Source organism: Cryobacterium sp. N22 (assembly GCF_002929555.1).
Lineage (GTDB): Bacteria > Actinomycetota > Actinomycetes > Actinomycetales > Microbacteriaceae > Cryobacterium.
Window position 1 is genome coordinate 158120 of sequence record NZ_PJJP01000034.1, and the last position, 26825, is coordinate 184944.

Consider the following 26825-nt stretch of genomic DNA (forward strand, 5'->3'; position numbering starts at 1 on the left):
CCGATGAAGTACATGCTGATCATGCGCGCGACCGAAGCGGCCCGTCAGGACTACGACAAGGCGGACATCAACGAGATCATCGAGAAGATGGGCGCCTACAACGAGGCCCTGTTCAAGGCCGGTGTGATGCTCGCCGGCGACGGCCTCGCCGACTCCATGGCCGACAACTTCGTGGTCGACTTCGCGGCCGACCCGCCCATCGTGACCGACGGCCCCTACGGCGAAACCCACGAACTGTTCAGCGGCTTCTGGATGATCGAGGTCGCTTCGAAGGAGGAGGCCATTCAGTGGGCGAGCCGGTGCCCGCTCGGGCCAGGGTCGAAGCTCGAGGTGCGCCGGGTCACCGAGATGAGCGATTTCGGTGAGGCGGCCGACAACCCGGTTCTTGCGCAGCAGGAACTCTGGCGCGCCGAGAGCGGCCAGGCCTGACGGGACCTCGGCCGGGAGGCTGGAATCATGGCCGATCCGCGGCGCACCGTTGAGGCGGTCTGGCGCATCGAGAGCGCCAGGATCGTCGCCACCCTGGCCAGGATGACCAACGATGTGGTGCTGGCCGAGGATCTCGCCCAGGAAGCCGTGGTCGACGCGCTCAGGCAGTGGCCGGAGTCGGGCATCCCGCAGAACCCGGGGGCCTGGCTCACGGCCGTCGCCAAGCGCAGGGCCATCGACACCTGGCGGCGGCGCGAGCGCCTCGATGCGAGATACCGGGCGATGGCCCACAACCTGCCGAGCGCCGGCGCCGCCGCGGATGCCGGGGAACCGATCGACGACGACGTGCTGCGCCTGGTGTTCATCGCCTGCCACCCGGTGCTCGCACGCGAGGCCCAGGTGGCGCTGACGTTGCGGCTGATCGGCGGGCTCACCACCGAGGAGATCGCCCGGCTGTTCCTGGTTCCGGTGGCCACCATCCAGCAGCGCATCGTGCGGGCCAAGAAGACCCTCGCCGCCGCGAAGGTGCCCTTCGAGGCGCCCGACCCGACCGAGTGGCGGGCCCGGCTCGGCTCCGTGCTCGGGGTGGTCTACCTGATCTTCACCGAGGGCTACGCGGCCACCGCCGGCGACCACTGGATGCGCACCGACCTCGCGAACGAGGCGCTGCGGCTTGCCCGGGTTCTCGCCGGCCTCATGCCGCGGGAGCCCGAGGCGCACGCGCTCGTGGCGCTGATGGAGCTGCAGGCCTCCAGGTTCGGTGCCCGGCTGCGCGCCGACGGCACGCCCATCCTGCTGGCCGACCAGGACCGCGGCCGCTGGGATCACGCCCAGATCGGCCGGGGGCAGGCCGCCCTCGCCCGCGCCGACGCGCTGGGCCGCGGCCGGGGCAACTACGCCCTGCAGGCCGCGATCGCCGAGTGCCATGCCACCGCCCCGAGCGTCGCCGACACCGATTGGGCCCGGATCGTGCTGCTCTACGAGGCGCTCGGCCGGATCGCGCCGAACCCTGTGGTGGAGCTCAACAAGGCGGTGGCGGTGGCGATGGCGACGGGTCCCGCATCCGCTTTGCGGATCGTGGACGAGCTGGCCGACGCCGGCGCGCTGCGCGGCTCGGCCCTGTTGCCCAGTGTGCGCGGCGAGCTGCTGGCCCGGCTCGGCCGCGGCCAGGAGGCCCGTGCGGAGTTCGTCACGGCCGCCGCCCTCACCGCGAACACGCGGGAGCGCGCTGTGCTGCTGGCCAAGGCCGCCGCCCTGTGATCGCTCAGGCGGGCTGCCACAGCTCGATCCGGTTGCCCTCAGGATCGGTGACCCAACCGAATCGGCCGACCCCAACCATGTCCTCAGTCTCAGCGGCCACGTCCGCTCCCGCGGCGCCCAATTGCGCGAGCATCGCGTCGAGGTCGCGCACCCGGAAGTTGAGCATGGTGCCCTGTGTACGAGAGCCGAAGTAGTCGGTCTCGGGCTCGAACGTCGCGAACACCGTCGGTCCGGGTTCCTGCTGCCACAGGCCGTTCTCACCGGCGTCCAGGCCGAGGCACTCGCGATACCAGGCGGTCAAGGCCACCGGGTCCGCGGCCCGCAGGAAGTAGCCGCCGATTCCAAGCACATGTTCCATTCCCCCAGCTTGCCACGGCAGCTCAGGGTCCGGAGGTTCGTTTACACGACCGCTCTAGGGAAGACTGGCACGATACCGATTCCGACCAGACAGGCACCATGGACGTCCAGCTGCTCCTCGTGATGACCGGTGCGCTGGTCATCGCCGCCTTCGCCCACCTGCGTGGCCTGCAGGCCGGCATCGTCACCGTCACCCTGGCGGCGGCCATCTCGTTCATCCCGGGCCTGCCCAGGCTCGAGCTCGACCCCGAGCTGATTCTCGGGGTGGTCATCCCGCCGCTGCTCTACTCGGCCACGCTGAATTTCTCGTTCTTCGCCTTCCTCAAGAACCTGCGCAGCATCCTCGGCCTCGGCGTCGGCCTGGTGATCTTCACCACCGTGGTCGTCGGCTTCCTCACCTCGTGGATCGCCCCCGAGCTCGGCCTGGCCGGCGCGTTCGTGCTCGCCGCCGTGGTCTCACCGCCGGACTCGGTCACCACCGTCAGCCACGGCCGGGAGATCGGCCTGCCGCGGCGCACGATCTCCATCCTCACCGGCGAGAGCCTCGTCAACGACGCGGCGGCGCTGACCCTGTTCGCCGTGGCCGTGGCCGCGGTCACCGGCGACCGGGAGTTCATCGAGAACCCGTTCCTGCTCTTCGGCTGGGAGGCCGCGATCGGGCTGATCCTCGGTGTCATCGTCGGCCGGGTCGTCGTGGGGGTGCGGGCCAGGGTGGGCAACCCCACCATCGAGAGCGGGCTGAACCTGCTGGTGCCGTTCCTGGCCTACGTCGCGGCCGAGCAACTGCACGCCTCCGGCATCATCGCCGTCGTCGCGGCCGGCTTCACCGTGAGCCTGTCCTCCTTCGGCCGCAGAAAGTCCGCCCAGCCTTCCACCGCCTACCGCACCCGGCTGCAGGAGGCCGCGCTCTGGCCGGTGGTCGACCTCATCCTGGAGGCCTTCGTCTTCGCCTACATGGGCCTGCAGTTCAGGTTTGTGCTCGAAGACCTCGCCGGCTCGAGCACCCCCACCTGGTCCACCATCGGCCTGGGCCTGATCGTGCTGCTCGCGGTCATCCTCTGCCGGTTCGCCTGGGTATACCTCAGCTACGGCCGCGCCCAACTCGCGCTGCTGATCTACGCCAGACGGATGGCCGCCTCCCTCGATCCCCTGGCCCGGCGTCGTCGGCGCGGGCGCGGCGGACCCGGGCGCGGCGGCCGGACCGGTCCGCTGGGGCGGCAGGGCGGCAGGGACCGCGGTCACGTCACGGTGCTGACCCCCGCGGAGAACCTCCTCGTCTCCTGGACCGGCATGCGCGGCATCATCACCCTCGCCGCCGCCGGCGGCATCCCGCTCACCATCGCCTCCGGGGCGCCGTTCCCCGGCCGCACCATCATCCAGACCGTTGCGTTCATCGTGGCCGTCGGCACCCTGCTGCTGCAGGGATCGACGCTGCCGCTGCTGGCCAAGACCCTGCGGATCGACACCAGCGCCGAAGACGCCGAGGTGGAGGAGGGCCGGGCGGAGGCCCGCGCCGTGGCCGCCGCCGCGGTCGCCGGCCGGACCGACACCACCGATGGCGAGTATTTCGACCTGCAGCGGGCCGCCCTCACCGCGGCGGTTCGGGCCCGGCAGGTCTACCCGGGCAGCGCCCGAGACGTGCGGAGCGAACTCGATGCCCTGCAGGCCGGGGTGACACCGCTGCTCGACTAGCGCACGCGCATCCGCTCGCCCGCTATAGTCGGGGTGAATCGGAGGAGGCTGTCGGTGGCGGTGCCTGTCTCGAAAGCAGACCTTCTCCTGGCCATCGAGACGACCTTCTCGTCGCTCAACACCGACCTCGACAGGGTGCCGCCGGAACTCGCCCGCGAACCCGTGCTCGCCGGCCATGCCAAGAACACGACGATGAGTCCCGCCGACCTCGTTGCCTATCTGATCGGCTGGAACGAGCAGGTGCTTCTCTGGCACGAGCGTCGGTCGGCGAGCCTGCCCGACGAGTTCCCGGCGGCCGGCGCCGCCTGGAACGAGCTCGGCGCGCTCGCCCAGCGGTACTACTCCGAGCATCGGGATGAGTCCTGGAGCGAGTTGCGCTCCCGGCTGGCCAGGGCCAATCAGGCCGTCGTGGCGCTGGTCGACGGGTACTCCGACGATGAGCTCTACGGCCGCGCCTGGTACGGCACCTACACGATGGGCCGGATGATCTCCCTGAACACCTCCTCCCCGTACCTGAACGCACGGGGCCGCATCCGCGCGTGGCTGAGAACCCTCTGAGCCCACTGCGCGCCAGGAACTGCGAGCTAGGAGTCGATGCTCGCGAGGTACACGTTTCGTTGTTCGATGATCCTGCGCAGGTAGTTCGCGAGGAACAGGCTCTCGGCCGCCCGGCCGAGCACCCCCAGCGGCGCCGCGAAGGCGACCCGATCGATCATGAGGGTGCCCGTTCCCCGCGGAGTGAACAGGTGTTCATGCCTGAAGTAACGGAAAGGCCCCCGGATCTGCTCATCGGTGAAACTGGATGACGGACTCATCGCGGTGATTCTGCTGGTCATGCGCAGGGGCAGCCCGAAGTGCCAGGCGCGCCAGGTGACCTCCTCGCCGAGGCCGATGAGACCGCTTCGGACCCCGCCGATCGCGCTCTCCCGTGATCTGGACATGGATTCGGTGTGCGCGGAGACATCGCGCGCGAGATCGAACAGGCGTGCGGGGTGGAGCACCGACTCCGTGCTGCATTCGAAGGAGACCGGCATGGCGCCAACCTATCAGCGGGCCGATGGCGCCGCCGGCGCAGTCTGCGACCACGGGTCGTCGAGCCCGGCCGCGCGAGTGCCACACGAGCTAGGCGGGGCAGGCGGGGCCCGTGGGGGACACGAGAGAACGCGCAGTGGTAGCCGGGGCATCCGGGTTCATCGGCCAGAGGCTTGTTCGCGAGCTCCGCGACCAGGGCTACGAGGTCGCCCGCATCGGCCGCACCGGGCCCGACGCGCGCTGGGACGACGACGACGCCGTGCGGGCGCTGATCGACGGTTCCGCGCTGGTCATCAACCTGGCCGGCACAAGCGTGAACTGCCGGTACACCGACCGGAACCGCACCGAGATCCTGCGCTCCCGGATCGACACCACCCGGCAGCTTCGCGAGGCCATCGAGGCGAGCGTCCGGCCGCCGCGGGTGTGGCTGAACGCGAGCACCGCCACCATCTACCGGTACGCGATGGATCGCCCGATGACCGAGACCCACGGCGAGATCGGCTCCGGCTTCTCGGCGGACATCGCCCGCAACTGGGAGGACGAGTTCTTCGGCGGCGACCTGCCCGGGACCCGGCGGGTGGCGCTGCGGATGGCCATCGTGCTCGGCGACGGTCCCGCCACCGCGATTCTCCTGCGCCTGGCCCGTTTCGGGCTGGGCGGCCCGCAGGTCGACGGCCGGTGGTTTCCGCACCGGCGCTATCGCGGCATCGGCGCCCAGCCGACCGGCGACAGCAGGGCGCCGACGCATCACTCCCGCGGGCGGCAGCGTTTCAGCTGGATTCACATCGACGATGTCGTGGCATCCATCCGATTCATCGTCGCCCACGACGAACTCACCGGGCCGGTCAACCTCGCCGCGCCGCACCCCAGCGACAACCGCACGCTCATGTCGACGCTGCGCCGCAGTGTGGGCGCCAGGCTCGGCCTGCCGGCGTTCCGCTGGATGCTTGAACCGGCCATGTGGCTGCTGCGCACCGAACCCGAGCTGGTGCTCAAGAGCCGCTGGGTGGAGCCGGAACGCCTGGTCGCCGCCGGATACCGGTTCCTCTGGCCAGACCTTGAGCCCGCCATCGCCGATGTGGCCACGCGAACGGCACGACAGTGACCGGGGATCGCGCCCGCGGCGCACTCACCGCACGACTGGCACGCCTGGGTCGCACGATCGCCCAGGCGGCCCTGAAAACGGCTCTGGTGATCTTCGACGCACTGGGAGCCGGCCCCGGCTCCGCGACGTCGTCGGTCGTTCACCTGCCCGTCCTGCTGCCGCGCCGGGGCGAGGACGAACCTCCCGCCGTCGCGACCCGCGCGAAGCCGCGTTTTCGGCGCCGCCGGAAGCGTCGGTCCAACTAGGCGAGCAGCGCGATGACCTCCGCCACGGTGCCGCACTGGCCGAGGGCCGGGAAGACGCCGACCACGCTCGTGGTGTGGGCATCCGCGCTGCGATCGGTGATGGCGTCGACCGCCAGGGTCACGGTGTAGCCGCGGTCATACGCATCGCGGGCCGTGGACTCCACGCCGAGGCTCGTCGCGATGCCCGCCAGCACGATCTGGGTGATGCCCCGCTCGGTCAGCACGGCGTCGAGGTCGGTGCCCGCGAAGGCGCTCCAGGTGGCGCGGGTGACGGTGACGTCGGTGGGCTGCTGGTCGAGACCGGGCACGAGGGCGCTGAACGCCGCCGGGAACTCCCGGGCGCCCGCGCCATACTCGGTGCGGCCGGCCGGCGTGCCGTTGACGTTCGCCAGCACCACGAGCAGCTCATGCTCGCGAAACGCTGCGAGCAGTTCGGCGGCGCGCTCGACGATCTCCTCGGCCGGATGCGCGGTAGGGCCGCCGAGCGTTCCGGCCTGCAGGTCGATCACGATGAGGGCGGTCGTGCTGTCGAGAGCGGTGATGGTCACAGGGATTCTCCTTGGGGCGGGGCGGGTTGGCGGTGGTGATGCTCGAGGATGCCGGGGAGCTGGTCGCGGATGGTGTCGATCAGGGCGCGCACGCTCAGGGCGACGGGGCGGCCGAGGTCGGTGAGGGCGTAGTCCACCCGGAGCGCCTCGGTGGAGTGCTGTGTTCGCGACACCAGCCCGTGCCCCTCGAGCCGCTGCAGCGTCTGCCCCAGCATTCGGTCCGAGATTCCCCGCACCGCCCGGCCCAGTTGGGCGAACCTCAACGGTCCATCGATCAATGCCGCGAGGGTGAGTGCGCCCCAGCGGCCGGTCGCGTGTTCCAGCACTTCGCGCGACGTGGCAACCGGGTCGGCCCACTCGGCGGACTGAGCGATCTCCGGCGTCATGGCTACAGGCTAGGCCGGATCAAGTACTTACGCAAAGTAAGCACTTCTGTCACCCCGCCGACCGACTATCGCCAGTCGCGAATACGGACCGAGGCGCAGGTCCATTCCGCGGAATCGGCGATAGCATGGTTCCCATGCCTCAGATACGCATCAAAGACGCCGCCGCGTTCTTGAGTGTCAGCGACGACACCGTGCGCCGGTGGATCGACAACGGCGTGCTGCCCAGCTCGAAGGACGCCTCGTCGCGCACGGTCGTCGACGGTCTGGCGCTGGCCCAGCTGGCGCGCAAGAACGCGGTGCTCCCGGAGGACCCGTCGGGAATCGGCCGGTCCGCCCGCAACCGGTTCGTGGGCCTCGTGACCGACATCGTGATGGACACGGTGATGGCCCAGGTCGAGATCCAGTGCGGCCCGCACCGGGTCGTGTCACTGATGAGCAGCGAAGCCGTGCGCGAGCTCGGCCTGGAACTCGGCTCGGTCGCCATCGCCGTGGTGAAGGCCACGACGGTCATCGTCGAAACCCCCCAGGGGCGAGTCTGACCGTGGCCCGCGTCACCCGCGGCCTCGCGATCGTACTCGGAATCACCCTGGCCCTCACCGGATGCGCAACCCCGGCCGCCGGCTCACCGACCGGCTCCGCCGTCACCCTCCAGGGCGACATCACGGTCTACGCCGCCGCGTCGCTCCAGGCCACCTTCACCGACCTGGCCGCGTCCTTCGAGACCGACCACCCGGGCACCACGGTGGTGCTGAACTTCGCGGGCTCCTCCGCCCTCGTCACCCAGATCATCGAGGGCGCCCCGGCCGACGTGTTCGCCTCGGCAGACACCGCCAACATGACCAGGCTCACGGACGCGTCCCTGACCGACGGCAGCCCCGTCGACTTCGCCACCAACGTCCTGGCCATCGCCGTGCCGCCGGGCAACCCGGCGGGCATCACCGACCTCGCCGACTTGGCCGGCCCCGACGTCAGGCTCGTCGTCTGCGCCCCCGAGGTGCCCTGCGGCCGCGCGGCCACGGCCCTGGCCGCGACCGCCGGCGTCACGCTCACCCCGGTGAGCGAGGAATCGTCCGTCACCGATGTGCTCGGCAAGGTCACCTCGGGCGAAGCGGACGCCGGCCTGGTCTACGTCACCGACGTGGCCGCCGCGGGCGCCGCCGTCGAGGGCATTGAGTTCGCCGAGTCCGCCGGCGCCGTCAACACCTACCCGATCGTGCCCGTGACCGGCTCGGCATCCGCCGACGTGGCCCGGGCGTTCGTGGACTACGTCACCGGCGGCACCGGCGCCGCCGTGCTCGGTGCCGCGGGCTTCGGGGCGCCGTAATCCCATGACGGTTCCCCGCTGGGTCTTCGCCATGGCCGGTATCGGCGCGGCCTTCGTGCTGCTGCCGCTGGTGGCGATGGTGCTCCGGGTGAACTGGGCGGAGTTCGTGCCGCTGATCAGTTCGGAGGCCTCGGTCGCCGCACTGCTCCTCAGCCTGCGCACGTCGCTGGCCGCCACCCTGCTATGCGTGATCTTCGGCGTACCGATGGCGCTGGTGCTGGCCCGCACCGACTTCTGGGGTCAGAAGGTGCTCCGCTCGCTGGTGCTGCTCCCCCTCGTGCTCCCGCCGGTCGTGGGCGGCATCGCGCTGCTCTACACGTTCGGCCGCCGCGGGCTGCTCGGGCAGACCTTCGAGCTCCTGGGCATCGAGATCGCCTTCTCCACCACCGCCGTCGTGATCGCGCAGACCTTCGTCGCCCTGCCGTTCCTGGTGCTGAGCCTGGAGGGCGCCCTGCGCACGGTGGGCAGCCGCTACGAGGCCGTCGGCGCCACCCTCGGCGCGAGCCCCACCACGGTGCTGCGCCGCATCACCCTGCCCCTGGTGCTGCCGGCGGTGCTCTCCGGCGCCGTGCTGTCGTTCGCCAGGGCCCTCGGCGAGTTCGGCGCCACCCTCACCTTCGCCGGCAGCCTGCAGGGCACCACCCGCACCCTGCCGCTGGAGATCTACCTGCAGCGGGAGACCGACCCCGACACCGCCGTGGCCCTGTCACTGGTGCTGGTGGTCGTGGCCGTCATCATCGTCAGCCTCGCCCACCGCACCGGTGAGCCCTCCCGCCGGCGGGCGCGGGCGCTCTCGTGACCTTCTCCCTCGACCTGCACGTCGCCGAACGCGACGTGAGCCTGCACCTGGACGTGGCGGCCGGTGAGACCGTCGCGATCCTCGGACCCAACGGCGCCGGCAAGTCCACCCTGCTGGGCACCATCGCCGGGTTGGTCACCCCCGACTCCGGGCGCGCGGAGCTCAACGGCACCGTGTTGTTCGACCTGCCGGCAGCCGGGAGCGGCCGCCGGATCTGGCGTCCGCCGCACCAGCGCGGCGTCTCCCTGCTGGCGCAGGAGGCGTTGCTGTTCCCGCACCTGAGCGCACTCGACAACGTGGCCTTCGGCCCGCGCAGCGCGGGTGTCCCGGCGACCCGCGCACGCCAGACGGCGACCCGGTGGCTGCGCGAAGTGGATGCCGAGGCCCTCGCGGCCCGGCGCCCGGCCGAGCTCTCCGGCGGGCAGGCTCAGCGCATCGCGGTGGCGCGGGCGCTGGCCTCCGACCCCGGCCTGTTGCTGCTGGACGAACCGCTGGCCGCGCTGGATATCTCGGTGGCCCCGGCGGTGCGGCGGATGCTCCGCCGCGTGCTTTTCGATCGCAGCGCCGTGATCGTGACCCACGACGTGCTCGACGCGTACACCCTCGCCGACAGGGTCGTGATCATCGAAGACGGCCGGGTCGTCGACCAGGGAACACCCGCGGAGGTGCTCGATCGCCCGCGCAGCGCGTTCGCGGCGGGCCTGGCCGGGCTGAACCTGATCACCGGCATCCGGCGGGGCGACACCCTGGTCGTGGCCGACCCCGCGACGACGATCACCATCGACGCCGGGTCGGCCGGCGCCGACGGCGACCCCATCTCCCTCGCGGTGAGGCCCGCGGCAGTGACGGTGACGTTCGACGAACCGGCCGATCCGGCCCGCACCAGCGTGCGCGCCGAGCTGATCGACCTCGAACCCCGGGGCGACTTCGTGCGGGCGCGCAGCGCCCTGCTCGCCGCGGATGTCAGCCCGAAGGACGCCGCGGGGCTCGATGCGGCCGTGGGCTCGGCCCTGTGGTTCTCGATTCCGTCTGCCGCCGCGATGGTCTACCCCACCGGCCGATCCGAAAGGTCCGCACCATCGTGATGCATCCAGAAGTTGCCCAGGCCATCCGACTCTTCGCGCTGCTCGGCGACAGCCCACAGCCGGCCGTCGCCGAGGCCGACAACGACGAGTACGGCGCCGCGCTCACCCGGATCGGGGCGCGGACCGTGCGGCTGCGGGTCGGCAAGCTGACCCCGACCAAAGTGGGCCTGTTCGTCGCCGTCTGGCGGCGCTCGACCGCCGGACCCACGGAACCGTTCCCCGCCGACGACGTCGACCTGCTGGTGATCACCACCACGGAGGGCCAGAACGCCGGCCAGTTCGTCTTCCCCCGGTCGGCGCTGGTGCGCCACGGCATCACCTCGGTGGCCGGCGCCGGCGGCAAACGGGGCTTCAGGGTCTACCCGCCGTGGTCCCCCACCGACAATGCCCAGGCCATCCGCACCCAGAAGTGGCAGGGCGCGTACTTCCTCGACACCGGCGACGGGTTCGATCTCGACCGGCTGCGGATACTCACCGGCCAGTGAGACCCGGACGTCGCTAGTAGCGCACCTCGTCGACCGGACCGCCGCCGGCGAGGTCTTCGAGCAGCAGTTCGGGGTGGTCGCGCACGGTGTTGCGCAGGCGCCACGGGGTGCTGAACAGGGCCAGCAGGGTGCCGTCGCTGCGGCGGAGCACCTCGACCTGGCGGTCGTGCCCGAGGATCAGCGCACTCTCCTTGTCGGTGCGGCGAGCCAGCTGGTAGGGCAGCACGTCGCTGCGAATCGCGGCGCCGAAGTCGTGCGACATCCGCTCTTCGACGACCTCGAACTGCATCGGGCCGACAGCGCCGAGCACCGGGGCCTGGTCGCCGCGGAGATCCGAGCGCATCACCTGAATGACGCCCTCGTGGTCGAGCTGGTCGATGCCGCGACGGAACTGCTTGTGCTTGCTGGTGTCGGCGGGGCGCACGGCACGGAAGTGCGCCGGCGCGAACATCGGCAGCGGCGGGAAGGTGACGGCGGGGCTGCCCTCGTGGATCGAGTCGCCGACCCGCAGCGCGGAGGCGTTGACCAGGCCGACGATGTCGCCGGGCCAGGCTTCCTCGGCCACCTCACGGTCCTTGCCGAACAGCTGCTGGGCGTACTTGGTGGCGAACGGCCGGCCGGTGGCGGAGTGGGTGACCACCATGCCGCGGCGGAACTGGCCGGAGCAGACCCGCACGAACGCGACGTAGTCGCGGTGCGAGGAGTTCATGCCGGACTGCACCTTGAAGACGAAGCCGGAGAACGGGCTGGTCACCGGGCGGTGGCCGCCGTCGGCGTCCAGGCGCGCCTCGGCGGGCGGGGCGAAGTCCACCAGGGTGTCCAGGATGTGCTGCACGCCGAAGTTGAGCACCGCGGCGGAGAACAGCACCGGGGTGGTCACGCCGTCCAGGAACAGTTCCTCGTCGTGGTTCTGGCCTTCCTCGGCGAGCAGTTCGGATTCCTCGGCGGCGGCGACCCAGGCGGCGCCCTCGGATGCGGCGGCGTCGTCGGCGCTGGTGCGCTCGAAGTCGGCGCGGGTGGCGCCGCCGGCGGTGCGGTTGAAGCGGATGAAGTCGCTGCTGTCGCGTTCGATGACACCACGGAAGTCGCCGGCGATGCCCACCGGCCAGGTCAGCGGGGTGGGGATCAGGCCGGTGCGGGTGCGGATCTCGTCCATCAGGTCGAGCGCGGCGGAGCCGGGCCGGTCCCACTTGTTGATCACGGTGATGACGGGCAGGCCCCGCTGCTTGCACACCTCGAAGAGCTTCATGGTCTGCACCTCGAGGCCCTTGCTGGCGTCGACGAGCATCACGGCGGCATCCACCGCGGAGAGCACCCGGAAGGTGTCCTCGGAGAAGTCGGCGTGGCCGGGGGTGTCGACGAGGTTGATGACGCTGTCGCGGTACTCGAACTGGATGGCGGCGGAGGTGATCGAGATGCCGCGCTCCTGCTCCATGGTCATCCAGTCGGAGACGGTGCCGCGCCGGCCGGCCTTGCCGTGCGTGGCGCCGGCGGTGGTGATGGCGCGCGCGTGCAGCAGCAGTGCCTCGGTGAGCGTGGACTTGCCCGCGTCGGGGTGGGAGATGACGGCGAAGGTGCGCCGGCGCACGGCCTGAGCCTCGACCTCTTTCGGGGACACCTCGGTGCCAGGGGTCACGGTTGCTTCAGCCACTGCTCGGTTCCTACCTCTATATGTCTGTCAATACGCCGCTTGCGCGCACGCGTCCTTCAAACCTAACCTGCGCGGCTGTTCAACTCCTCCCCGCTAATTGTTACCATCCTTTACAAACAGTGTCGGCGCATGGGATACTGACCTCACAGGCAGTTGATGACAGCATGAGCACCCTCGTGGCCGGTTTCTTGCCCGCGACACTCGCCTACCGCTGAGGAGCCCCCGCCATGACCGCCGTGACCCTCACTCCGGCTCTCGACCAGGCCCTCCCGCTCGGGGACGGCGAGCCGGTGATCGCCGTGGATGTGGGCGGCACCGACACCAAGGCCGCGCTCTTCGACGCGTCCGGCCGGATGCTCGGACTCAGCCGCACGCCGACACCGCTCGACGGCGAGAACACGGCCTTCTCGGTCATCGCCAGGGTGCAGGAACTCACGCTGCAGTTCGCCGCGGACTTTCCCGGGGTGCGGCCCCGGGCGGTGGGCCTGCTCGCGCCTGGCCTCGTCGACGACGACGCGGGCATCGGCGTGCTCTCCACCAACCTGCACTGGTCCAACGTGCCCTTCAAACAACTCACCGAAGACCTCATCCACCTGCCCACCACCTTCTCGCACGACGTGCGGGCCGCCGGCGAGGCCGAGTTCAGGCTCGGTGCTGCCCGCCCGTATCGCAACGTGGTGGTGCTGGTCATCGGCACCGGAATCGCCGGTTCGCTGTTCATCAACGGCCGGGCCCACACCGGCGCCGGCTACGCGGGCGAGATCGGCCACTCGATAGTGCACCCCGCCGGGCCGCTCTGCGGCTGCGGCTCCCGGGGTTGCCTGGAGACCGTGGCCTCGGCCGGCGCGATCGTGCGCCGGTACGAGGAGGTCACCGGCATCCGTTTGGGCGGGGCCCGCGAGGTGCTGGCCCTGGCCCGCACCGGCGACCCCGCGGCAGCGCTGATCTGGAGCGAGGCACTGGACGCCCTCGCCCTGAGCATCGCCCAGCTGGCCGCGATCCTCGCGCCGGAGGCCATCGTGATCGGCGGCGGGCTGGCGCAGGCGGGCGACCACCTGTTCGTGCCACTGCGTGAACGGGTGAGCGCCCTGCTCAGCTTCCACCGGCGGCCCGTGATCCTGCCGGCGTCGATCGGCGAGAACGCCGGCCTGCTCGGCGGCGCCCTGCGCGCGCGGGACCTGGTCAGCTAGCGGCGCGACGGGCAGCGCCCGCGGGCTAGGCCGGCTCGCCTGACGGGAACACCAGCAGTTCGAGCAGCGCGCGCCCGGCCAGCCGTGAGGCGCCGAAGGTGGCGATGTCGGCGTAGCGCAGGTCATCCGACGGCCAGCCCATGTCGACCACGAGCACATCACGGCGGTCGGCTCGCAGCGCATCCACCAGGCCGCGAATGAACGGATGCCGATGGTTGTCCTTGCCGATCACGACCACGGGTGCCCGGTCGGCGAGTTCCACCGCCCCGGTGTCGTGCGCGCTGCGCCCGACGAGGGGCAGGGCCCGCCATGCGGCGGCGAGGTCCGACTCGGGGTGGGCGGCCGCCTCGGCGAACGGCCCCCAGGGCGCCGGGCCCACGGCGATGTTCGTCACGGTGTCGAGCCGCACCACCGAGAAGGTCTCCGGAGCCGCCTCGAGCCACCGCTTCGCGTGGTCGTTGACGGCGAAGGAGGCACGGATCCGGCCGGCATCGAAGGCGGGCTCAGACATCGACAGCGCGGCAGCCGGCAGCGGGACGCTCAGGGTCTCGTCGCGGGTGCCGGCGGCAAGTCGATGCACGCGGCCGGCGGCCTCCGCGAGCCGGTCCTCCGTGAGGGTGCCGGCCTCAACGGCGGCCAGGACCGTGGCCTCGATCCAGTCGAGCTGGTCGGCGGTGTTCTCGGTGCCGATGCAGAGCAGGTCGCAGCCCGCGGCCAGCGCAGCGGCGGCGGCCCCCGGGATGCCCAGGATGCCGCTGGCGCCCTTCATGTCCAGGGCGTCGCTGACGATGACGCCCGTGAAGCCCAGTTCGGTGCGCAGCAGGCCGCCGAGCACCCGCGGCGAGAGCGTCGCGGGGTTCTCCGGGTCGATCTGGGGCAGCAGGATGTGCGAGGTCATGATGCTCTTCGCGCCGGCCGTGATCGCGGCACGGAAGGGCACCAGTTCCCGCTCGCGCAGGGTCGCCAGGGGCAGGTCGACCACGGGCATGGCCAGGTGGGAGTCGAGCGCGGTGTCACCGTGGCCCGGAAAATGCTTGGGGCAGGCGGCGACCCCGGTGGACTGCAACCCGCGCACCCAGGCGGCGGAGTGCAGGCCCACCCGGACCGGGTCGGTGCCGAAACTGCGCACGCCGATCACCGGATTGTCGGGATTGGAATTGACGTCGGTGTCCGGTGCGAAAGTGAGGGTGCAGCCGGCCTTGCGCAGCTCCCAGCCGACCTGACGGCCGACCTCCTCGGTGTAGCCGACGTCGTCGATCCGGCCGAGGATGGCGTTGCCCGGATACGGCGAGCCCGAGGAGAAGTAGAGCCGGGTGACGTCGCCGCCCTCCTCGTCGATCGCGATGACCGCGAGCGGGTTCGCGGCGCGGATCGAGTCCGTCAGCGCCCGCAGCTGGGCGATCGAGACGATGTTCTGCCCGAACAGGCACACGGCGCCGAGTCCGCCCTGCAGGCGCAGGCGCAGCCAATCCGGCAGCGCCGTGCCCACGAAGCCCGGCATCAGGGTTGCCCGGATGTGCGTGCGCAGCAGGGACTCGTCGCCGGTGACGCCGGTCATCCCTTCACCGCCCCGCTGACCAGTCCGCTGGTCATCCTGCCCTGCACGAAGAGGAAGAAAATGATCACCGGAATGGCCACCATGGTGGAGGCCGCCATCACCTGGCCCCAGTCGGTGGCCCGGCTGGCGCTGGCCTGGATGAAGCCGCGCAGCCAGAGCGGAAGCGTCTGGCTGGAGGTGTCCTGCAGCAGCACCAGGGCGACGGTGAACTCGTTCCAGGCCTGCAGGAAGGCGTACACCCCCGATGCCACCAGCCCGGGTGCGAGGAGGGGGAAGGTGATGCGCATGAAGGCCTGGGTGCGGCTCAGGCCGTCGATCATGCCCGCCTCCTCGAGGTCGGCGGGCACCCCGGCGACGAAGCCGCGCAGCATCCAGATCGTGAAGGGCACGACGGCGGCGATGTAGATGATGCTCACGCCCACGATCGAGTTGAGCATGTTCAGGCTGCCCATCAGCTTGTACTGGGCGATGAAGAGACCCTCAGCGGGGAGCATCTGGATCAGCAGCACGGCCAGGACGAACGCCTTGCGGCCACGGAACCTGAACCGGCTGATCGCCAACGCCCCGAGAAACGCGAAGAATAGGCAGAACGCCACGGTGATGAGGGCGATGGCCGTGCTCATGCCCAGGGCGGGCAGGAACGTTCCGCCCGAAAAGACCGCGACGAAGTTGTCGAGGGAGCCGCCGAACGGCAGCCAGGTCGGGGTGGTGCTCTGCAGCACCACGTTGGGCAGCAGCGACGAGTTGAGCATCCAGTAGACCGGGAAGACCCAGATCAGCGAGACCCCGACGCCGATGGCGCCCAGCGCGATCCGGCCGGGCCGGATGCGCCGGTTGCCGCCGCTCTTCCGGCGGGACGGTTCAGTGCTGGGCCGGGGCCGGAGCGGGGGGCCGGCCTGCGCGGTTCCCGCATCGGCGGGGTGGACCGTCGAGGTCATGATTCGTCCTCCTTGAGCATGCTGCGTACGTAGAACCAGCTCAGGGCCACGGTCAGCACGAGCACGAAGATCGAGACGGCGCTGGCCATCGCGAAGTCGCTGGAGCCGACGCCGAGTTGGTAGATATAGGTGCCGAGCAGGTTGGTCTCCGAGGCGATCGAGCCCACATCCTGCAGCAGCCGGATCTGGGTGAACACCCGCAGGTCCCAGATCACCTGCAGCAGCAGGATGATCGCGAGCACCGGCCGGATGATCGGAACGATGATGAACCGGAGCCGCTGGGACAGCGTGGCGCCGTCCAGCTGGGCGGCCTCGAGCACCTCGGTGGACACCTGGGTGAGGCCGGCGAAGATGGAGAACGCCACGAACGGCACGCTCATCCAGACCACGATGACCATGGCCACGAAGAAGAACGACAGCGGGTCGGCCAGCCAGTTGTGGTTCTGGAAATCCAGGCCCATGCCGGTCAGAACCGAGTTCAGCACGCCGCGGCGCCAGTCGATGAGCCAGTTCCAGACCGTCATCGCCGCCACGACGGGCATCGCCCAGGCGAGCAGCATCGAGATCTGCAGGGTGATGCGCACACTGGTGTGCACGGCGTTCATCAGCAGGGCCATCAGGGTGCCGATGGCCATGGTGACCGCGGCGGTGACCAGGCAGAAGGCCAGCGACCGCGCCACCACTGTCCACATGTACGGGTCGGTGAACAGGGTGACGTAGTTGTCGAACCAGACGAATTCCGGGGGTTGGCCGAACTGCTGGGAGAGCCCGAACCTCTGCATCGAGGTGACGAACTGCCAGACCAGCGGGTAGCCGAGCGCCAGGATCAGGATGCCGCAGGCCGGGATGACCAGCAGGTACGGCGTTGTGTTGCCCCTTTTTCGGGGCCTGGCCTGGCGAGGCGGATCGGCCTGGCCCAGCACGAGGTTCTGCGTGGTCACGCCGACCCTCCTTTCGTTGTTCGGTTCGTCTGGTTCGACAGGCGCCGGTTATTCGCCGTTCAGCATCGGGGTGAGCTTCTCGTCGTATTCCTTCGCGAGGGCCTTGAGGTCGGTGGCGCCTTCGATCTTGCTGAAGAACTCCTCCATCACGAGGGAGCCTTCCACCGTGGCCCAGCCGGGTGCTGCCGGGGTGAGCTTCGAGTTCGAGGCCGATTCGATCAGCGCCTGGGCGAACTGGTCGTCGCCGAGCGAGTCAACGTAGTCGCTGTTCGCCGGGCCGAGGCCGTTCTGGCCGAGCATGGTCTGGTAGTCCTCCGAGTAGATGATCGTGAGGAGGCTCTTGGCCAGTTCGGGGTTCTTGCTCTTCGCGGAGATGCCGATGTTGGAACCGCCGGCGAAGACCGGGGCGGGCTTGCCGTCGTTGCCCGGCAGGGCGAACACCTCGTTCTTGGTGTCGTCCCAGGTGCGGGTGGCCTTGCCGTCGGCGTCGGTGCCGAGGGTTCCGATCGACAGGTGCGCCCAGGTGGGCGCCATGATCGTGGCGGCGGACAGCGAGGTGTTCGACGTGACGACACCCTCCGCATCCTTGATCTCGTCGCTGTCGTTCAGGTAGATGTACTGGTTGGAGTCCTTGGCGTCGTTGGGCGCGTTGGAGGCGGACTTGTACAGCTTCTGCAGCTGGGCGAGGCCCTTGAGGCTGTTCTCGGAGGCCAGCGTCGAGGTCCAGGTGCCGTCCTTGACGGTGGCGAGCTCGCCGTCATTGGCGAAGATCCAGGAGATGCCGTTGCGCCAGTCCTGACCGCCGAGGTAGAAACCGGAGAAGTCGGGGATGCCCAGCGGATCGGCGGCGTTGATCGCGGCGACGCCGGCGTTGAACTCGTCGAGGGTCGTGGGCTGCTCGACTCCGGCTGCCGCCCAGACGTCGGAGCGGGTGAATACGGCGCGGGAGCCGAAGTAGTAGGGCAGGGCGTAGTTCTTGTCGCCCACCATGCCGGCGTCGACGAAGGACTGCAGCAGCTTGGTGCCGCCGAGCTCCTCGTACATGTCGGAGATGTCGAGGAACGCACCCACGTTGGCGAAGGTCGACGACTGGGTGTTGCCCAGCTCGGCGACATCCGGTGTGTTGTTGGCGTCCGGCAGCGAGGTGGTCAGCTTGGTGACGAGGTCTCCCCAGTCCTGCTGCTGGATGTTCAGGGTGGCGCCGGTCTGTTCGGCGAATTCGGACTTCAGGTAGTCGCGCATCTTGTCGGGGGTGTCACCGCCGGCGAGCCAGAGGGTGATGGTCTTGCCGCTGTTGTCGGTGGAGGCGTCAGTGCCTCCATCGGCGGAGGACGAACATCCCGCCAGCACGAGCGCGGAGGCAGTGGCCAGCGCGGCGAGAGATACGAGCTTTCTCTTCATGAGATATTCCTTTCGTGGATTGCCGACGTTGGCGGGTGCCACGTCGTTGGTGCAGGGGAAATCCTTCGGCTACGAAACGCCGAGTTGTGCGGAGAGAACCATCACGGCCGCGCCGCGCAGGACGATGTCCTCCCCCTGCGCGGTCATGCGCAGGGTGAGATCGCCGGTTTCGGTGGCCATGGTCCTCGACCGGAGGGTCTCGACCGTGGCCGCGGAGAGGGCGCCGTCGAGAAGTTCGGGGGGACCGCTCAACACGATCTCGAGCAGGTTGAGGGCGCCGACGACGGGAGCGAGGATGATGCCCAGCCGGCGGCCTGCCTCGGTGAGGATGTCGGAGATGGCGCGCTCGGCATCCATTGGTGTGGCGGCCGCGGCGGTGGCGTCGTGGATCGCCTTGGTCAGCCGCGGTACGGAGAGCCAGGCCTCGAGGCAACCGGACTTGCCGCAGGCGCACAGCGGACCGTCGTCGGTGCCCACGACGACGTGGCCGATCTCACCGGCGGCGAAGCGCTCGCCGAAGATGGCGCGACCGCCGATCAGCAGGCCGGCGCCGACGCCGTGGCCCACCTTGACCAGGAGCAGATCGTGGTCGGCGCCACCGAAGCTGTGTTCGGCGAGCACGGCGGCGTTGGCGTCGTTGACCACCCGAACGGGCAGACCGGTCAGCCCCTGGAGCCGGGCCTGGAGCGGCTGGTCACGCCAGCCGAGGTTGGGCGCGTTGCGGACGACGCCGGCCCGGTCGACGATGCCGGGCGAGCCGATTCCGACACCGAGGATCGGGGCGGTGGCCCGGGCGATCACCTGGGCGAGTAGCTCGGCGACGGTGTCGAAGGCGGCCTCGCCGCGGGCGCCGGCCAGGTCGAGTCCCGAGCTGGAGAGCACCGCACCGTCGAGGCTGAGCACGGCGCCGCGCAACCGGGTGTGACCGGAGAGGTCGAGCGAAACGATCTGGAAGGCGGCCCGGTTGATGTCGAGCAGGGTGGCCGGTTTTCCGGGGCGCGGTTCCTGGCGCTGGCCGAGTTCGATGACGAGGTTCTCCCCCATCAGCTCGCTGATCAGGTCGGACACCGTCACCCGGGTGAGGCCGGTCTCACGGGCCAGGTCCGCGCGGCTTTGCAGCCCGGTGCGGTACAGCGTCTGCAACACCAGGGTGCGATTGTTCAGGCGGATGTGCTCGGGCAACACCTTCGTGGTGGGGCGAAGGGCTCGGTCCTGGATCGTCCGCGGGGCGCCGGTTGCTGTCATGTTTGTTAGTAAACCTTACGAACGAAATGCGCGCAAGGGAGAACAAACTATTGGTTGGGTTGTTTACCAATTCGTAACGCGGGGCCGCTAGCGCCCGTCGGCAGGGCCGCGACGCTCAGCGGGGCAGGCCGCGATAGTGCGCGCGCAGCTGCGGGCCGAGGTGCTCGGTGGCGTAGCTGAGCATGGTGCGAGGCATCCGGCCGGCGTGCAGGTCGAGGAAGCCGAGCAGCAGGTCCCGGTCGATGCGGGCGCCCACCTCGCGCAGCATCCAGCCCACGGCCTTGTGCATCGGCGGCTCGGGGTCACTCAGCATCCGGGCGGCCAGGTCGAGGGTGGTGGTCGCGTCGCCTCGGCGGATGAAGGCCGACGTGGCGACCACCGCCACCCGCCGCTCCCAGAGCATTTCGCTGGTCGCGAGCTCGAGAAGCAGGCCGCGCGGGCGGTCGAACAGGTACTCGCCGAGCAGCCCGGGCGCCGACGAGTCCACCAGGTCCCAGTTGTTCACCCGGCCGGCCCGGAGCTGCGCGAGATAGAACTCGGCGAGAACCCGGCGCCGGGGATCGTCGCGGGTGCGCGGGGCGCTCGCCCGGGCGAACTGCGCCACCAGGATGAGCAGGGCGGCGAGCCGGTGTTCGTGCACCGGGCCGGCGAGGAGCTGCCCGGTCTCGGTCAGCCCCAGCGTGGAGAACCGCGTGACCACGGCGCGGGTCTGCGGCACGGTGACCCCGATGAACACGTCACCCTCGGCGTACTGCCCGGGCCCGGTCTGGAAGTATCGGGCGGTCCCCGCCGCGCGCTCCGGGTCGGCGATCGCGGCGAGCGCGGCCCGCACGTCGTCAGCCGTGGCACTGCCCAGAGCGTGCCCGGCATCCGTCATGGCAGCAGGCTAGCGCCTCGCGGGCCGATCAGCGCCGCCGGGTGCGGATCGCGCCGTAGGCACGCATCAGCTGGGGCACCACGAGGTACACGGCGACCGGCACCACGACGATGGAGAGCACGAAGGCGCGCAGAACCGGATTCCAGTCGGCGGCGAACGGGGCAATCGCGAAGAATCCGAGCGTCACCAACGGGAAGATGGCGATCCAGGTGATCACGGCCCGCGCGTGCACCGATGGGGGTCCGGCACTTCCGCGGGGAGCTGGGGGAATTGACACGGTTTTTCCTCTCGAGAAACGGGCGGCCGATGATCACGACCTCGTCCACCTACAGTGCGGCCGCCGCGAGAATACTGAAACTATCGTTGCCAAAAGTGGGACACGCTGCTTAGCTGGCCGCATGAGCAGCACTCCCCGGATCAACGACGAGCTGAGTCAGATCGCGCCGCGCCTGCGCCGCGCCCGCGAGAAGAAGAACGTCACGCTGGCCGAACTCGCCACCATTACCGGGATCTCCAAGAGCACGCTGTCCAGGCTCGAGTCCGGGCAGAGAAAGCCCAACCTCGAGCTCCTGTTGCCCATCGTGGCCGCCCTGGCGGTGCCGTTCGAGGAGATCGTCAGCCCGCCCAGGGTGCAGGACCCGCGAGTACCGCAGAAGCCCACCCGCGCGGATGGCCGCACCCTCACGCCCCTCTCACAGCACCAGGGCGAGCCCCAGGCCTTCAAGATCGTCATCCCCGCCACCGATCGGGTGCCCGCACCCCGCACCCACACCGGGTACGAGTGGATCTACGTGCTCTCCGGTCGCCTTCGGCTGATCCTCGGCGAGCACGACGTGGTCCTGGGCACGGGTGAGGCGGCGGAGTTCGACACCCGCAATCCCCATTGGTTCGGCTCCACCGGCACCGATTCGGTGGAGATCCTCTCCATGTTCGGCAAGCAGGGCGAACGCATCCACCTGCGCGCCCGGTCGACATCCGCCACGTCGAGCTAGCCGCGGACCATGCCCGTTCTGCAGACGAAGCTCTTCATCCCGCGACTCCGACCGCACACCGTTCCCCGGCCGCGCCTGATCGAGAAGCTGAACGAGGCGCTCCGCTCCGGACGCAAGCTGACACTGGTCGCAGCCCCCGCCGGATTCGGGAAAACCACGCTGCTCAGCGAGTGGATTACCGATGTCCAGCACCAGGACCCGTTCCCCAAGGTCGCCTGGTTGTCCCTGGACGAGGGTGACAACGATCCGTCCCGCTTCCTCGCCTGCCTGCTCGGCGCCGTGAATCGCGCCGATGCGACCCTGGGTGTTGAGGCGCCGAGCGACCAGCCGATTGGCACACTGACCACCCTCATCAACGAGGTGAGCCAGGGGTCGCACCACATCCTTCTCGTGCTCGACGACTTCCAGTTCATCGAGGACCCGTCGATCCTGGGCGCCCTCGTGTTCCTGCTCGACCACCTCCCGCCGAAACTGCACCTGGTGATCGTGAGCCGTTCCGACCCGTTGTTGCCCGTGGCGCGGCTCAGGGCCGGCGGCGAGCTCACCGAGTTGCGCGCGGCCGACCTGCGCTTCACGCCGCACGAGGCCGCCACGTTCCTCAACCAGATGATGCACCTGGACCTGTCCGCAGCCGACATAACCGCCCTCGAGGCCCGCACGGAGGGCTGGATCGCGGGGCTTCAGCTGGCAGCGCTGTCGCTACGGGAGCGCACCGACGCCACCGGCTTCATCCAGGGCTTCACCGGCAGCAACCGTTTTGTCATCGACTACCTCGTTGAAGAGGTCCTGCACCGCCAGCCCACCCGCATCCGCGACTTCCTGCTGCACACCGCCATCCTCGACAGGCTCAGCGGCCCCCTCTGCGACGCCGTGACCGAGCGCTCGGGAAGCAGCGAGATCCTCGCTTCGCTCGAGCGGGACAACGTGTTCGTCGTCCCCCTGGATGATCGACGCCAGTGGTACCGCTACCACCACCTGTTCGCCGACGTGCTCCGCGCGCGGCTGGCCGCCGACGACCCGGCCGGCCCTGCCCGTCTGCACACTCTCGCGAGCGCGTGGCACGAGCACAACGGCCTGGCGGAGGACGCCGTCGCCCACGCGCTGGCGGCAGCGGATTTTGACCGGGCGGCGCGGCTGATTGAGCTCGCGGTACCCCTGGTGCGGCAAAGCCGGCAGGATGCCACGCTGCTGCGCTGGTTGACGCTGTTACCTGAGGACACCATCGCGCGGCGTCCCGTGCTGGGCGTGTACTACGCCTGGTCGTCGCTCGTTTCCGGCGACCTGCTGACCGTGGAATCCCGCCTGGTCGACGCGGAGCACGCGCTGGCCGCCACCACCGCGGACGGAGCCCCGGCGCACGATTCGGCGCCCGGCGAGGAGCTGCGCACCCTTCCCGTGACGATCGCGGTCTATCGGGCCGCCCTGGCGCAGGCGCGGGGCGATGTAGGCGCGATGAAGGTGCACGCCGGGCGGGCCCTGGACCTCAGCCGACCCGGCGACCATCTCGGACGCGGCGCGGCCGCCGGTTTCCTCGGGCTCGCCTCGTGGGCCGCCGGCGATCTCGACGGCGGGGTGCGCGCCTTCGGCGAGGTCAGGACGAGCCTGCGTCTGGCCGGCAACCTGGCCGATGCGTTGGCGACCACCATTCCGACCGCTGACATGCTCCTCTCCCAGGGCCGGCTGAGGGAGGCCCGACGCGCCTATGAGCAGGCTCTGCAGCTGGCCGGCGAGCAGGGCGATCCGCCCCCGCAATCCACCGGCGACCTGCATATCGGTCTCGGCGAACTGCTGCGGGAGCTGGGTGACCTGCCCGCCGCCGCCGGGCATCTGGCGGCGAGTGAGGCGCTGGGCGACCAGGCCAACTCGCGGGAGAACCGGTACCGGTGGTTCGTGGCCATGGCGCGCATCCGGCAGACGGAGGGCGACCTGGATGCGTCCATCGACCTGCTCGGCAAGGCGGAGCGTCATTACCTGCGCGGGTTCTTCCCCGAAGTGCGCCCGATCCCGGCGATGACGGCCCGGGTTCGGATCGCGCAGGGGCGGCTGGATGAGGCCGGAGCCTGGGCCGATGAGCGGGGCCTGTCGGCCGGCGCCGAACCGGTCGCTGAAGACCTGACCTATCTCCGCGAGTTCGACCATCTCACCCTGGCGAGACTGCTGATCGCCCAGCAGAAGACGCCGGAGGCGTTGCGGTTACTGGAACGGCTGCTGGATGCGGCGGAGACCGGGTGCCGCAGCACGACCGAAATCCTGATGCTCCAGGCACTGGCGCACGGTTCCCACGGCGACACGGCGCTGGCGCTCACTCCCCTGGCACGCTCTCTCGCCCAGGCCGAGCCCGAAGGATATCTGCGGCTCTTCGCTGATGAGGGGGCGGGGATGGCGGCGCTGCTGCGCGAGGCCTCGACCAGGGGGATCGCCCCGGACTATGTTCGGCGACTGCAGCGCGACACCCGGCTCACCGCTGGCCGGCCCGGGAGCATCCAGACCCTGGCGGACCCTCTGAGCGAACGCGAGGTGCAGGTGGTCAGGCTGCTGGCCAGCGACCTGAGCGGTCCCGACATCGCCCGCGAGCTGTACATCTCGGTGAATACCCTGCGCACTCACACCAAGCACATCTTCGCCAAGCTCGACGTGAAAAGCCGCCCGGCGGCCGTGTCTCGCGCAGAAGCGTTGGGCCTGCTCTAGACCGCTGCCGGGCACAATCACCACGTCGATCACCATGCCTGGTGATGCCGTGTCACCACCTCTCTCCGTAGATTCAGGTCGTCATCAGGAATCAGCCTGAGCCACTCACGATCAAGGAGAGACACCATGAGCATCACACCGTCCGCCCTCACCCGCGCAGCCGGCATTTCTGCCGCGCTTTCCGGGCTTCTGTACATCGTCATCCAATTCATCCACCCCAGCGACGTGGTCGCCTCCATCACCACGCCGGCCTGGGTGATCGTGCACATCCTGAGCCTCAGCATGGCCGTCCTGGGCCTTGCGGGCTTGGCCGGCTTGTACCTGAGCCAGGTGACGAAGCTCGGGCTGCTGGGCCTGATCGGATACCTCATGTTCAGCCTGTTCTTCATCCTGCAGGCGGCGTTCAACTTCGCCGAGGCATTCATCGCGCCATTGATCGCCGGAGTCGCCCCGCAGTTCGCCGAGGACTTCGTGGGGCTCTTCGGCCGCTACGCCAGCGAGACCGACCTGGGCCCGCTTGCGTTGGTCGTGCCGGTCGGGAGTGCGCTGTACATCCTGGGCGCGCTGCTGCTGGGGATCGCGATTCTCCGGGCGCACGTTCTTTCGCGCGGTGCGGGCATCCTGCTCATCGCCGCGGCCGTGCTCACGCCCGTCTTCGGCCTGCTCCCGCACAACATCGAACGGCTGGCTGCCATTCCGATGGGCCTCGCCCTGATCTGGCTCGGCTACTCGCTGTGGTCGACAGTGCGTAAGAACGCGGCGCTGAAGGAGGGTCGAGATGAGCGACGCAGCCAGGATGCCGCACCCACCCGCTGAGCTCGCCCGTTACGAGATTCGTCTCCGGGGCCGGTTCGATGACCGGTGGAGGACCTGGTTCGACGGCTTCCAGCTCAGCGCTGGGAGCGACGGGACCACCATCCTGACCGGCCCCGTTCCGGATCAGGCGGCACTGCACGGGCTGCTGCGCCGCATCGGTGACCTCGGCGTCACCCTGATCTCGATCAACGCCACCGCCCCGGATCACCGGGTCCGGCCGGCCGAATCACGCGCCGAACCGGGCGAAGACGGCGATTCACTGCGGAGGCTCGCATGAAAACGCCGTCAACCCCCGGTTACGCTGGGGGCGGCGCACACCGGTGTGCGTCGCACGCACGTCGCGCCCGCGGCACTCACGAGGACGGGAGGTTCCCATGTCGAATTACATTGCAAACGCACTGGTCGGTGAGCCCGAGGTTCTCGAGGACACCGTGGCCACGGACCTGACCGGCTCGGACCTGACCGGCTCGCCCGCCTGGCTGCGGCTCAAGACCGCCGCCACCGCCCTGCAGGCCGTGCAGGCACAGGACGGCTCAATCCCGGAGGCCGGTGCACACGCCGATGCGCACGCGTCCGTCGCCGAGATCACCGCCGCGGTCACCGAGTTGGCGCCGCACTTCCCGCACGATGCCGCCTACCTGGCTGCCGTCGTGGTCGACTTCGACAGCTGGGTGGCGGGCGGTTTCGGTGTGCCCGACTTCTACGACTCGCTGCTGGCCTTCCAACCCCAGCAGCACCGGGTCGACGGCATCCGGCACCTGGTGGTGTTCCCGATGTACACCCAGAACGGCAGCCCGAACCGGCTCGTCGAGGCCGTGTTGATCGAGGTGCTCTGGCCGGAGTTCGTGGCCGAGCTCGAGCTCGAGTACACCAACAAGCTGTTCGTGCCCATCCGCTTCCTCGACTTCACGGCCGGGTATGACACCAACTCGGCGGTGCTCTTTCCCGAGACCGTGGCGATGCGGCAGATCCCCACGTTCACCTGGGGAGCGATCTTCGCCGACCGGGAGGCCGCGCGGTTCCGCCGGGTGGTGCGCGCCGCCGCCGAGATCACCCGGCTGGAGCTGCCCGCCGAGGCCGCCGCGCTGCTTGACGACCAACACCTCACCGAAGAGACCTTCGTGATGTGGGACCTCATCCACGACCGCACCCACATGCGCGGTGACCTGCCTTTCGACCCGTTCATGATCAAGCAGCGGATGCCGTTCTTCCTCTACTCACTCGAGGAGCTCCGCTGCGACCTCACCGCGTTCCGCGAGTCGGTGAAGATCGAACACGACGAGGCCGCCAGCCCCGACGCCCGCCGGCACGCCAAGCTGGTGCAGTACGCGGTGATCTTCGACCGCATCTTCAGGTTCTCGATCACCGGCAGCCGGGTGCGCAACTATGACGGTCTCGGCGGCCAGCTGCTGTTCGCCTGGCTGCACCAGCACCACGTGCTGCACTGGACCGACACGGCGCTCTCCTTCGACTGGGAGGCGGTGCCCGACGTGGTCATCGCCCTCGGCGCCCAGATCGACGAGCTGTACTGGGAATCCATCGACCGGCCGAAGAAGGCGCACTGGCTGGCCGCGTACGAGATGCTCACGAAGACGCTCACGCCCAATCCGGCGTCGACGTGGGCTCATGGTCTGCCGCTCGAGGTGCTGGCCGGGGCACCGAAGGGGTACACCGACCTCGTCCTGGACGACGAGTTCCCGCTTTCGATGTTCTTCGAGGCGCTCGACAAGAAGATGAAGCCGGTCATCGAGTCGACCGTGGGCATCACCGCGGATGCGTAG

At 69.7% G+C, this 26825-nt stretch carries 29 protein-coding genes; 17 read left to right on the plus strand and 12 right to left on the minus strand.

Annotated features, from left to right (window positions below):
• Positions 1-3 precede the first annotated feature (3 nt).
• Positions 4-429: a YciI family protein gene (locus CXY76_RS09935; RefSeq protein ID WP_104164072.1), complete on the plus strand. Its 426-nt coding sequence runs from the start codon at positions 4-6 to the stop codon at positions 427-429.
• A 27-nt stretch (positions 430-456) separates the two neighbouring features.
• Positions 457-1689: an RNA polymerase sigma factor gene (locus tag CXY76_RS09940; RefSeq protein ID WP_104164073.1), complete on the plus strand. Its 1233-nt coding sequence runs from the start codon at positions 457-459 to the stop codon at positions 1687-1689.
• Positions 1690-1693: 4 nt separating this feature from the next.
• Here CXY76_RS09940 and CXY76_RS09945 read toward each other — a convergent pair whose 3' ends face one another.
• Positions 1694-2047 carry a VOC family protein gene (locus CXY76_RS09945; RefSeq protein ID WP_104164074.1) on the minus strand — a complete coding sequence of 118 codons (354 nt, stop codon included), beginning with the start codon at positions 2045-2047 and terminating at the stop codon, positions 1694-1696.
• Between the two features lie 98 nt (positions 2048-2145).
• On the opposite strand from CXY76_RS09945, the gene CXY76_RS09950 reads away from it, so the two are divergent.
• Complete coding sequence (locus tag CXY76_RS09950; RefSeq protein WP_146073422.1) at positions 2146-3738, plus strand: sodium:proton antiporter; 1593 nt, start codon at positions 2146-2148, stop codon at positions 3736-3738.
• Positions 3739-3798: 60 nt separating this feature from the next.
• Entirely contained in the window at positions 3799-4296 is a 498-nt protein-coding gene (locus CXY76_RS09955; protein ID WP_233199687.1) for a ClbS/DfsB family four-helix bundle protein, read from the plus strand.
• A gap of 26 nt (positions 4297-4322) precedes the next feature.
• Here the strand turns inward: CXY76_RS09955 and CXY76_RS09960 are convergent, their stop codons facing one another.
• A complete protein-coding gene (locus CXY76_RS09960; protein WP_104164076.1) occupies positions 4323-4772 on the minus strand; it encodes an SRPBCC family protein in 450 nt (149 codons plus the stop codon).
• 110 nt (positions 4773-4882) lie between these two features.
• Here CXY76_RS09960 and CXY76_RS09965 point away from each other — a divergent pair, with 110 nt between their 5' ends.
• Positions 4883-5875, plus strand: a complete 993-nt coding sequence (locus CXY76_RS09965) for an epimerase (RefSeq protein ID WP_104164077.1) — start codon at positions 4883-4885, stop codon at positions 5873-5875.
• The gene (locus tag CXY76_RS09970) at positions 5872-6120 is read left to right on the plus strand and encodes a hypothetical protein (RefSeq protein ID WP_104164078.1); all 249 of its coding nucleotides are present in this window, start codon (positions 5872-5874) and stop codon (positions 6118-6120) included. Before CXY76_RS09965 ends, CXY76_RS09970 begins: the two co-directional genes overlap by 4 nt.
• Here CXY76_RS09970 and CXY76_RS09975 read toward each other — a convergent pair.
• The gene (locus CXY76_RS09975; protein WP_104164079.1) at positions 6117-6668 is read right to left on the minus strand and encodes a cysteine hydrolase; all 552 of its coding nucleotides are present in this window, start codon (positions 6666-6668) and stop codon (positions 6117-6119) included. The genes CXY76_RS09970 and CXY76_RS09975 overlap by 4 nt on opposite strands.
• Entirely contained in the window at positions 6665-7054 is a 390-nt protein-coding gene (locus tag CXY76_RS09980) for a helix-turn-helix domain-containing protein (protein ID WP_104164080.1), read from the minus strand. Before CXY76_RS09980 ends, CXY76_RS09975 begins: the two co-directional genes overlap by 4 nt.
• Before the next feature lie 134 nt (positions 7055-7188).
• On the opposite strand from CXY76_RS09980, the gene CXY76_RS09985 reads away from it, so the two are divergent.
• From CXY76_RS09985 to CXY76_RS10005, 5 genes are read left to right on the plus strand one after another with little or no spacing between them, the layout of a single operon-like run.
• Positions 7189-7593: a molybdopterin-binding protein gene (locus CXY76_RS09985; protein WP_103461285.1), complete on the plus strand. Its 405-nt coding sequence runs from the start codon at positions 7189-7191 to the stop codon at positions 7591-7593.
• A complete protein-coding gene (gene modA, locus CXY76_RS09990) occupies positions 7590-8378 on the plus strand; it encodes a molybdate ABC transporter substrate-binding protein (protein ID WP_199190267.1) in 789 nt (262 codons plus the stop codon). The genes CXY76_RS09985 and modA overlap by 4 nt, the downstream gene beginning before the upstream one ends.
• A gap of 4 nt (positions 8379-8382) precedes the next feature.
• On the plus strand, positions 8383-9177 hold the full coding sequence (locus CXY76_RS09995) for an ABC transporter permease (RefSeq protein ID WP_104164082.1): 795 nt from the start codon (positions 8383-8385) through the stop codon (positions 9175-9177).
• Positions 9174-10262, plus strand: coding sequence for a sulfate/molybdate ABC transporter ATP-binding protein (locus CXY76_RS10000; protein ID WP_104164083.1), 1089 nt, complete (start codon positions 9174-9176; stop codon positions 10260-10262). The genes CXY76_RS09995 and CXY76_RS10000 overlap by 4 nt, the downstream gene beginning before the upstream one ends.
• Positions 10262-10747 (plus strand): MepB family protein, encoded by a 486-nt coding sequence (locus CXY76_RS10005; RefSeq protein WP_104164084.1) that lies wholly within the window; start codon positions 10262-10264, stop codon positions 10745-10747. Before CXY76_RS10000 ends, CXY76_RS10005 begins: the two co-directional genes overlap by 1 nt.
• 13 nt (positions 10748-10760) lie before the next feature.
• Here the strand turns inward: CXY76_RS10005 and CXY76_RS10010 are convergent, their stop codons facing one another.
• Complete coding sequence (locus CXY76_RS10010) at positions 10761-12398, minus strand: peptide chain release factor 3 (RefSeq protein ID WP_233199688.1); 1638 nt, start codon at positions 12396-12398, stop codon at positions 10761-10763.
• 227 nt (positions 12399-12625) lie between these two features.
• On the opposite strand from CXY76_RS10010, the gene CXY76_RS10015 reads away from it, so the two are divergent.
• Positions 12626-13588, plus strand: a complete 963-nt coding sequence (locus CXY76_RS10015; RefSeq protein ID WP_104164085.1) for an ROK family protein — start codon at positions 12626-12628, stop codon at positions 13586-13588.
• A 25-nt stretch (positions 13589-13613) separates the two neighbouring features.
• Here CXY76_RS10015 and CXY76_RS10020 read toward each other — a convergent pair whose 3' ends face one another.
• The 7 genes from CXY76_RS10020 to CXY76_RS10050 all read right to left on the minus strand — a co-directional run bounded on the left by CXY76_RS10020 (position 13614) and on the right by CXY76_RS10050 (position 20825).
• Complete coding sequence (locus CXY76_RS10020; protein WP_104164086.1) at positions 13614-15146, minus strand: glycoside hydrolase family 3 protein; 1533 nt, start codon at positions 15144-15146, stop codon at positions 13614-13616.
• Positions 15143-16084: a carbohydrate ABC transporter permease gene (locus CXY76_RS10025; RefSeq protein WP_104164087.1), complete on the minus strand. Its 942-nt coding sequence runs from the start codon at positions 16082-16084 to the stop codon at positions 15143-15145. Before CXY76_RS10025 ends, CXY76_RS10020 begins: the two co-directional genes overlap by 4 nt.
• Positions 16081-17025: a carbohydrate ABC transporter permease gene (locus CXY76_RS10030; protein ID WP_104164088.1), complete on the minus strand. Its 945-nt coding sequence runs from the start codon at positions 17023-17025 to the stop codon at positions 16081-16083. Before CXY76_RS10030 ends, CXY76_RS10025 begins: the two co-directional genes overlap by 4 nt.
• Before the next feature lie 48 nt (positions 17026-17073).
• Positions 17074-18426, minus strand: coding sequence for an extracellular solute-binding protein (locus CXY76_RS10035; protein ID WP_104164089.1), 1353 nt, complete (start codon positions 18424-18426; stop codon positions 17074-17076).
• 69 nt (positions 18427-18495) lie between these two features.
• On the minus strand, positions 18496-19671 hold the full coding sequence (locus CXY76_RS10040) for an ROK family transcriptional regulator (protein ID WP_104164090.1): 1176 nt from the start codon (positions 19669-19671) through the stop codon (positions 18496-18498).
• Between the two features lie 115 nt (positions 19672-19786).
• Entirely contained in the window at positions 19787-20548 is a 762-nt protein-coding gene (locus CXY76_RS10045) for a DNA alkylation repair protein (protein WP_104164091.1), read from the minus strand.
• A gap of 28 nt (positions 20549-20576) precedes the next feature.
• Complete coding sequence (locus CXY76_RS10050; RefSeq protein WP_146073423.1) at positions 20577-20825, minus strand: hypothetical protein; 249 nt, start codon at positions 20823-20825, stop codon at positions 20577-20579.
• Between the two features lie 121 nt (positions 20826-20946).
• Here CXY76_RS10050 and CXY76_RS10055 point away from each other — a divergent pair, with 121 nt between their 5' ends.
• The 5 genes from CXY76_RS10055 to CXY76_RS10075 all read left to right on the plus strand — a co-directional run bounded on the left by CXY76_RS10055 (position 20947) and on the right by CXY76_RS10075 (position 26825).
• Positions 20947-21540, plus strand: coding sequence for a helix-turn-helix domain-containing protein (locus tag CXY76_RS10055; protein WP_104164093.1), 594 nt, complete (start codon positions 20947-20949; stop codon positions 21538-21540).
• A 9-nt stretch (positions 21541-21549) separates the two neighbouring features.
• Positions 21550-24228 carry a LuxR C-terminal-related transcriptional regulator gene (locus tag CXY76_RS10060; protein WP_104164094.1) on the plus strand — a complete coding sequence of 893 codons (2679 nt, stop codon included), beginning with the start codon at positions 21550-21552 and terminating at the stop codon, positions 24226-24228.
• A gap of 126 nt (positions 24229-24354) precedes the next feature.
• Positions 24355-25044, plus strand: coding sequence for a hypothetical protein (locus CXY76_RS10065; protein WP_104164095.1), 690 nt, complete (start codon positions 24355-24357; stop codon positions 25042-25044).
• Positions 25007-25321 (plus strand): hypothetical protein, encoded by a 315-nt coding sequence (locus CXY76_RS10070; protein ID WP_199190260.1) that lies wholly within the window; start codon positions 25007-25009, stop codon positions 25319-25321. Before CXY76_RS10065 ends, CXY76_RS10070 begins: the two co-directional genes overlap by 38 nt.
• A 97-nt stretch (positions 25322-25418) precedes the next feature.
• The gene (locus CXY76_RS10075) at positions 25419-26825 is read left to right on the plus strand and encodes a DUF6421 family protein (protein ID WP_104164096.1); all 1407 of its coding nucleotides are present in this window, start codon (positions 25419-25421) and stop codon (positions 26823-26825) included.

Excerpts from the sequence above, each read along its gene's own strand:
- CXY76_RS10035 (WP_104164089.1), bottom strand. The coding sequence starts at position 18,426 with ATGAAGAGAAAGCTCGTATCTCTCGCCGCGCTGGCCACTGCCTCCGCG.
- CXY76_RS09940 (WP_104164073.1), top strand. The coding sequence starts at position 457 with ATGGCCGATCCGCGGCGCACCGTTGAGGCGGTCTGGCGCATCGAGAGC.
- CXY76_RS10065 (WP_104164095.1), top strand. The coding sequence starts at position 24,355 with ATGAGCATCACACCGTCCGCCCTCACCCGCGCAGCCGGCATTTCTGCC.
- CXY76_RS09935 (WP_104164072.1), top strand. The coding sequence starts at position 4 with ATGAAGTACATGCTGATCATGCGCGCGACCGAAGCGGCCCGTCAGGAC.
- CXY76_RS09950 (WP_146073422.1), top strand. The coding sequence starts at position 2,146 with ATGGACGTCCAGCTGCTCCTCGTGATGACCGGTGCGCTGGTCATCGCC.
- CXY76_RS10055 (WP_104164093.1), top strand. The coding sequence starts at position 20,947 with ATGAGCAGCACTCCCCGGATCAACGACGAGCTGAGTCAGATCGCGCCG.
- CXY76_RS10025 (WP_104164087.1), bottom strand. The coding sequence starts at position 16,084 with ATGACCTCGACGGTCCACCCCGCCGATGCGGGAACCGCGCAGGCCGGC.
- CXY76_RS09960 (WP_104164076.1), bottom strand. The coding sequence starts at position 4,772 with ATGCCGGTCTCCTTCGAATGCAGCACGGAGTCGGTGCTCCACCCCGCA.
- CXY76_RS10070 (WP_199190260.1), top strand. The coding sequence starts at position 25,007 with ATGAGCGACGCAGCCAGGATGCCGCACCCACCCGCTGAGCTCGCCCGT.
- CXY76_RS10015 (WP_104164085.1), top strand. The coding sequence starts at position 12,626 with ATGACCGCCGTGACCCTCACTCCGGCTCTCGACCAGGCCCTCCCGCTC.
- CXY76_RS10005 (WP_104164084.1), top strand. The coding sequence starts at position 10,262 with ATGCATCCAGAAGTTGCCCAGGCCATCCGACTCTTCGCGCTGCTCGGC.
- CXY76_RS10045 (WP_104164091.1), bottom strand. The coding sequence starts at position 20,548 with ATGACGGATGCCGGGCACGCTCTGGGCAGTGCCACGGCTGACGACGTG.
- CXY76_RS10020 (WP_104164086.1), bottom strand. The coding sequence starts at position 15,146 with ATGACCGGCGTCACCGGCGACGAGTCCCTGCTGCGCACGCACATCCGG.
- CXY76_RS09995 (WP_104164082.1), top strand. The coding sequence starts at position 8,383 with ATGACGGTTCCCCGCTGGGTCTTCGCCATGGCCGGTATCGGCGCGGCC.
- CXY76_RS10075 (WP_104164096.1), top strand. The coding sequence starts at position 25,419 with ATGTCGAATTACATTGCAAACGCACTGGTCGGTGAGCCCGAGGTTCTC.
- CXY76_RS09945 (WP_104164074.1), bottom strand. The coding sequence starts at position 2,047 with ATGGAACATGTGCTTGGAATCGGCGGCTACTTCCTGCGGGCCGCGGAC.
- CXY76_RS10040 (WP_104164090.1), bottom strand. The coding sequence starts at position 19,671 with ATGACAGCAACCGGCGCCCCGCGGACGATCCAGGACCGAGCCCTTCGC.
- CXY76_RS09980 (WP_104164080.1), bottom strand. The coding sequence starts at position 7,054 with ATGACGCCGGAGATCGCTCAGTCCGCCGAGTGGGCCGACCCGGTTGCC.
- CXY76_RS09985 (WP_103461285.1), top strand. The coding sequence starts at position 7,189 with ATGCCTCAGATACGCATCAAAGACGCCGCCGCGTTCTTGAGTGTCAGC.
- CXY76_RS10060 (WP_104164094.1), top strand. The coding sequence starts at position 21,550 with ATGCCCGTTCTGCAGACGAAGCTCTTCATCCCGCGACTCCGACCGCAC.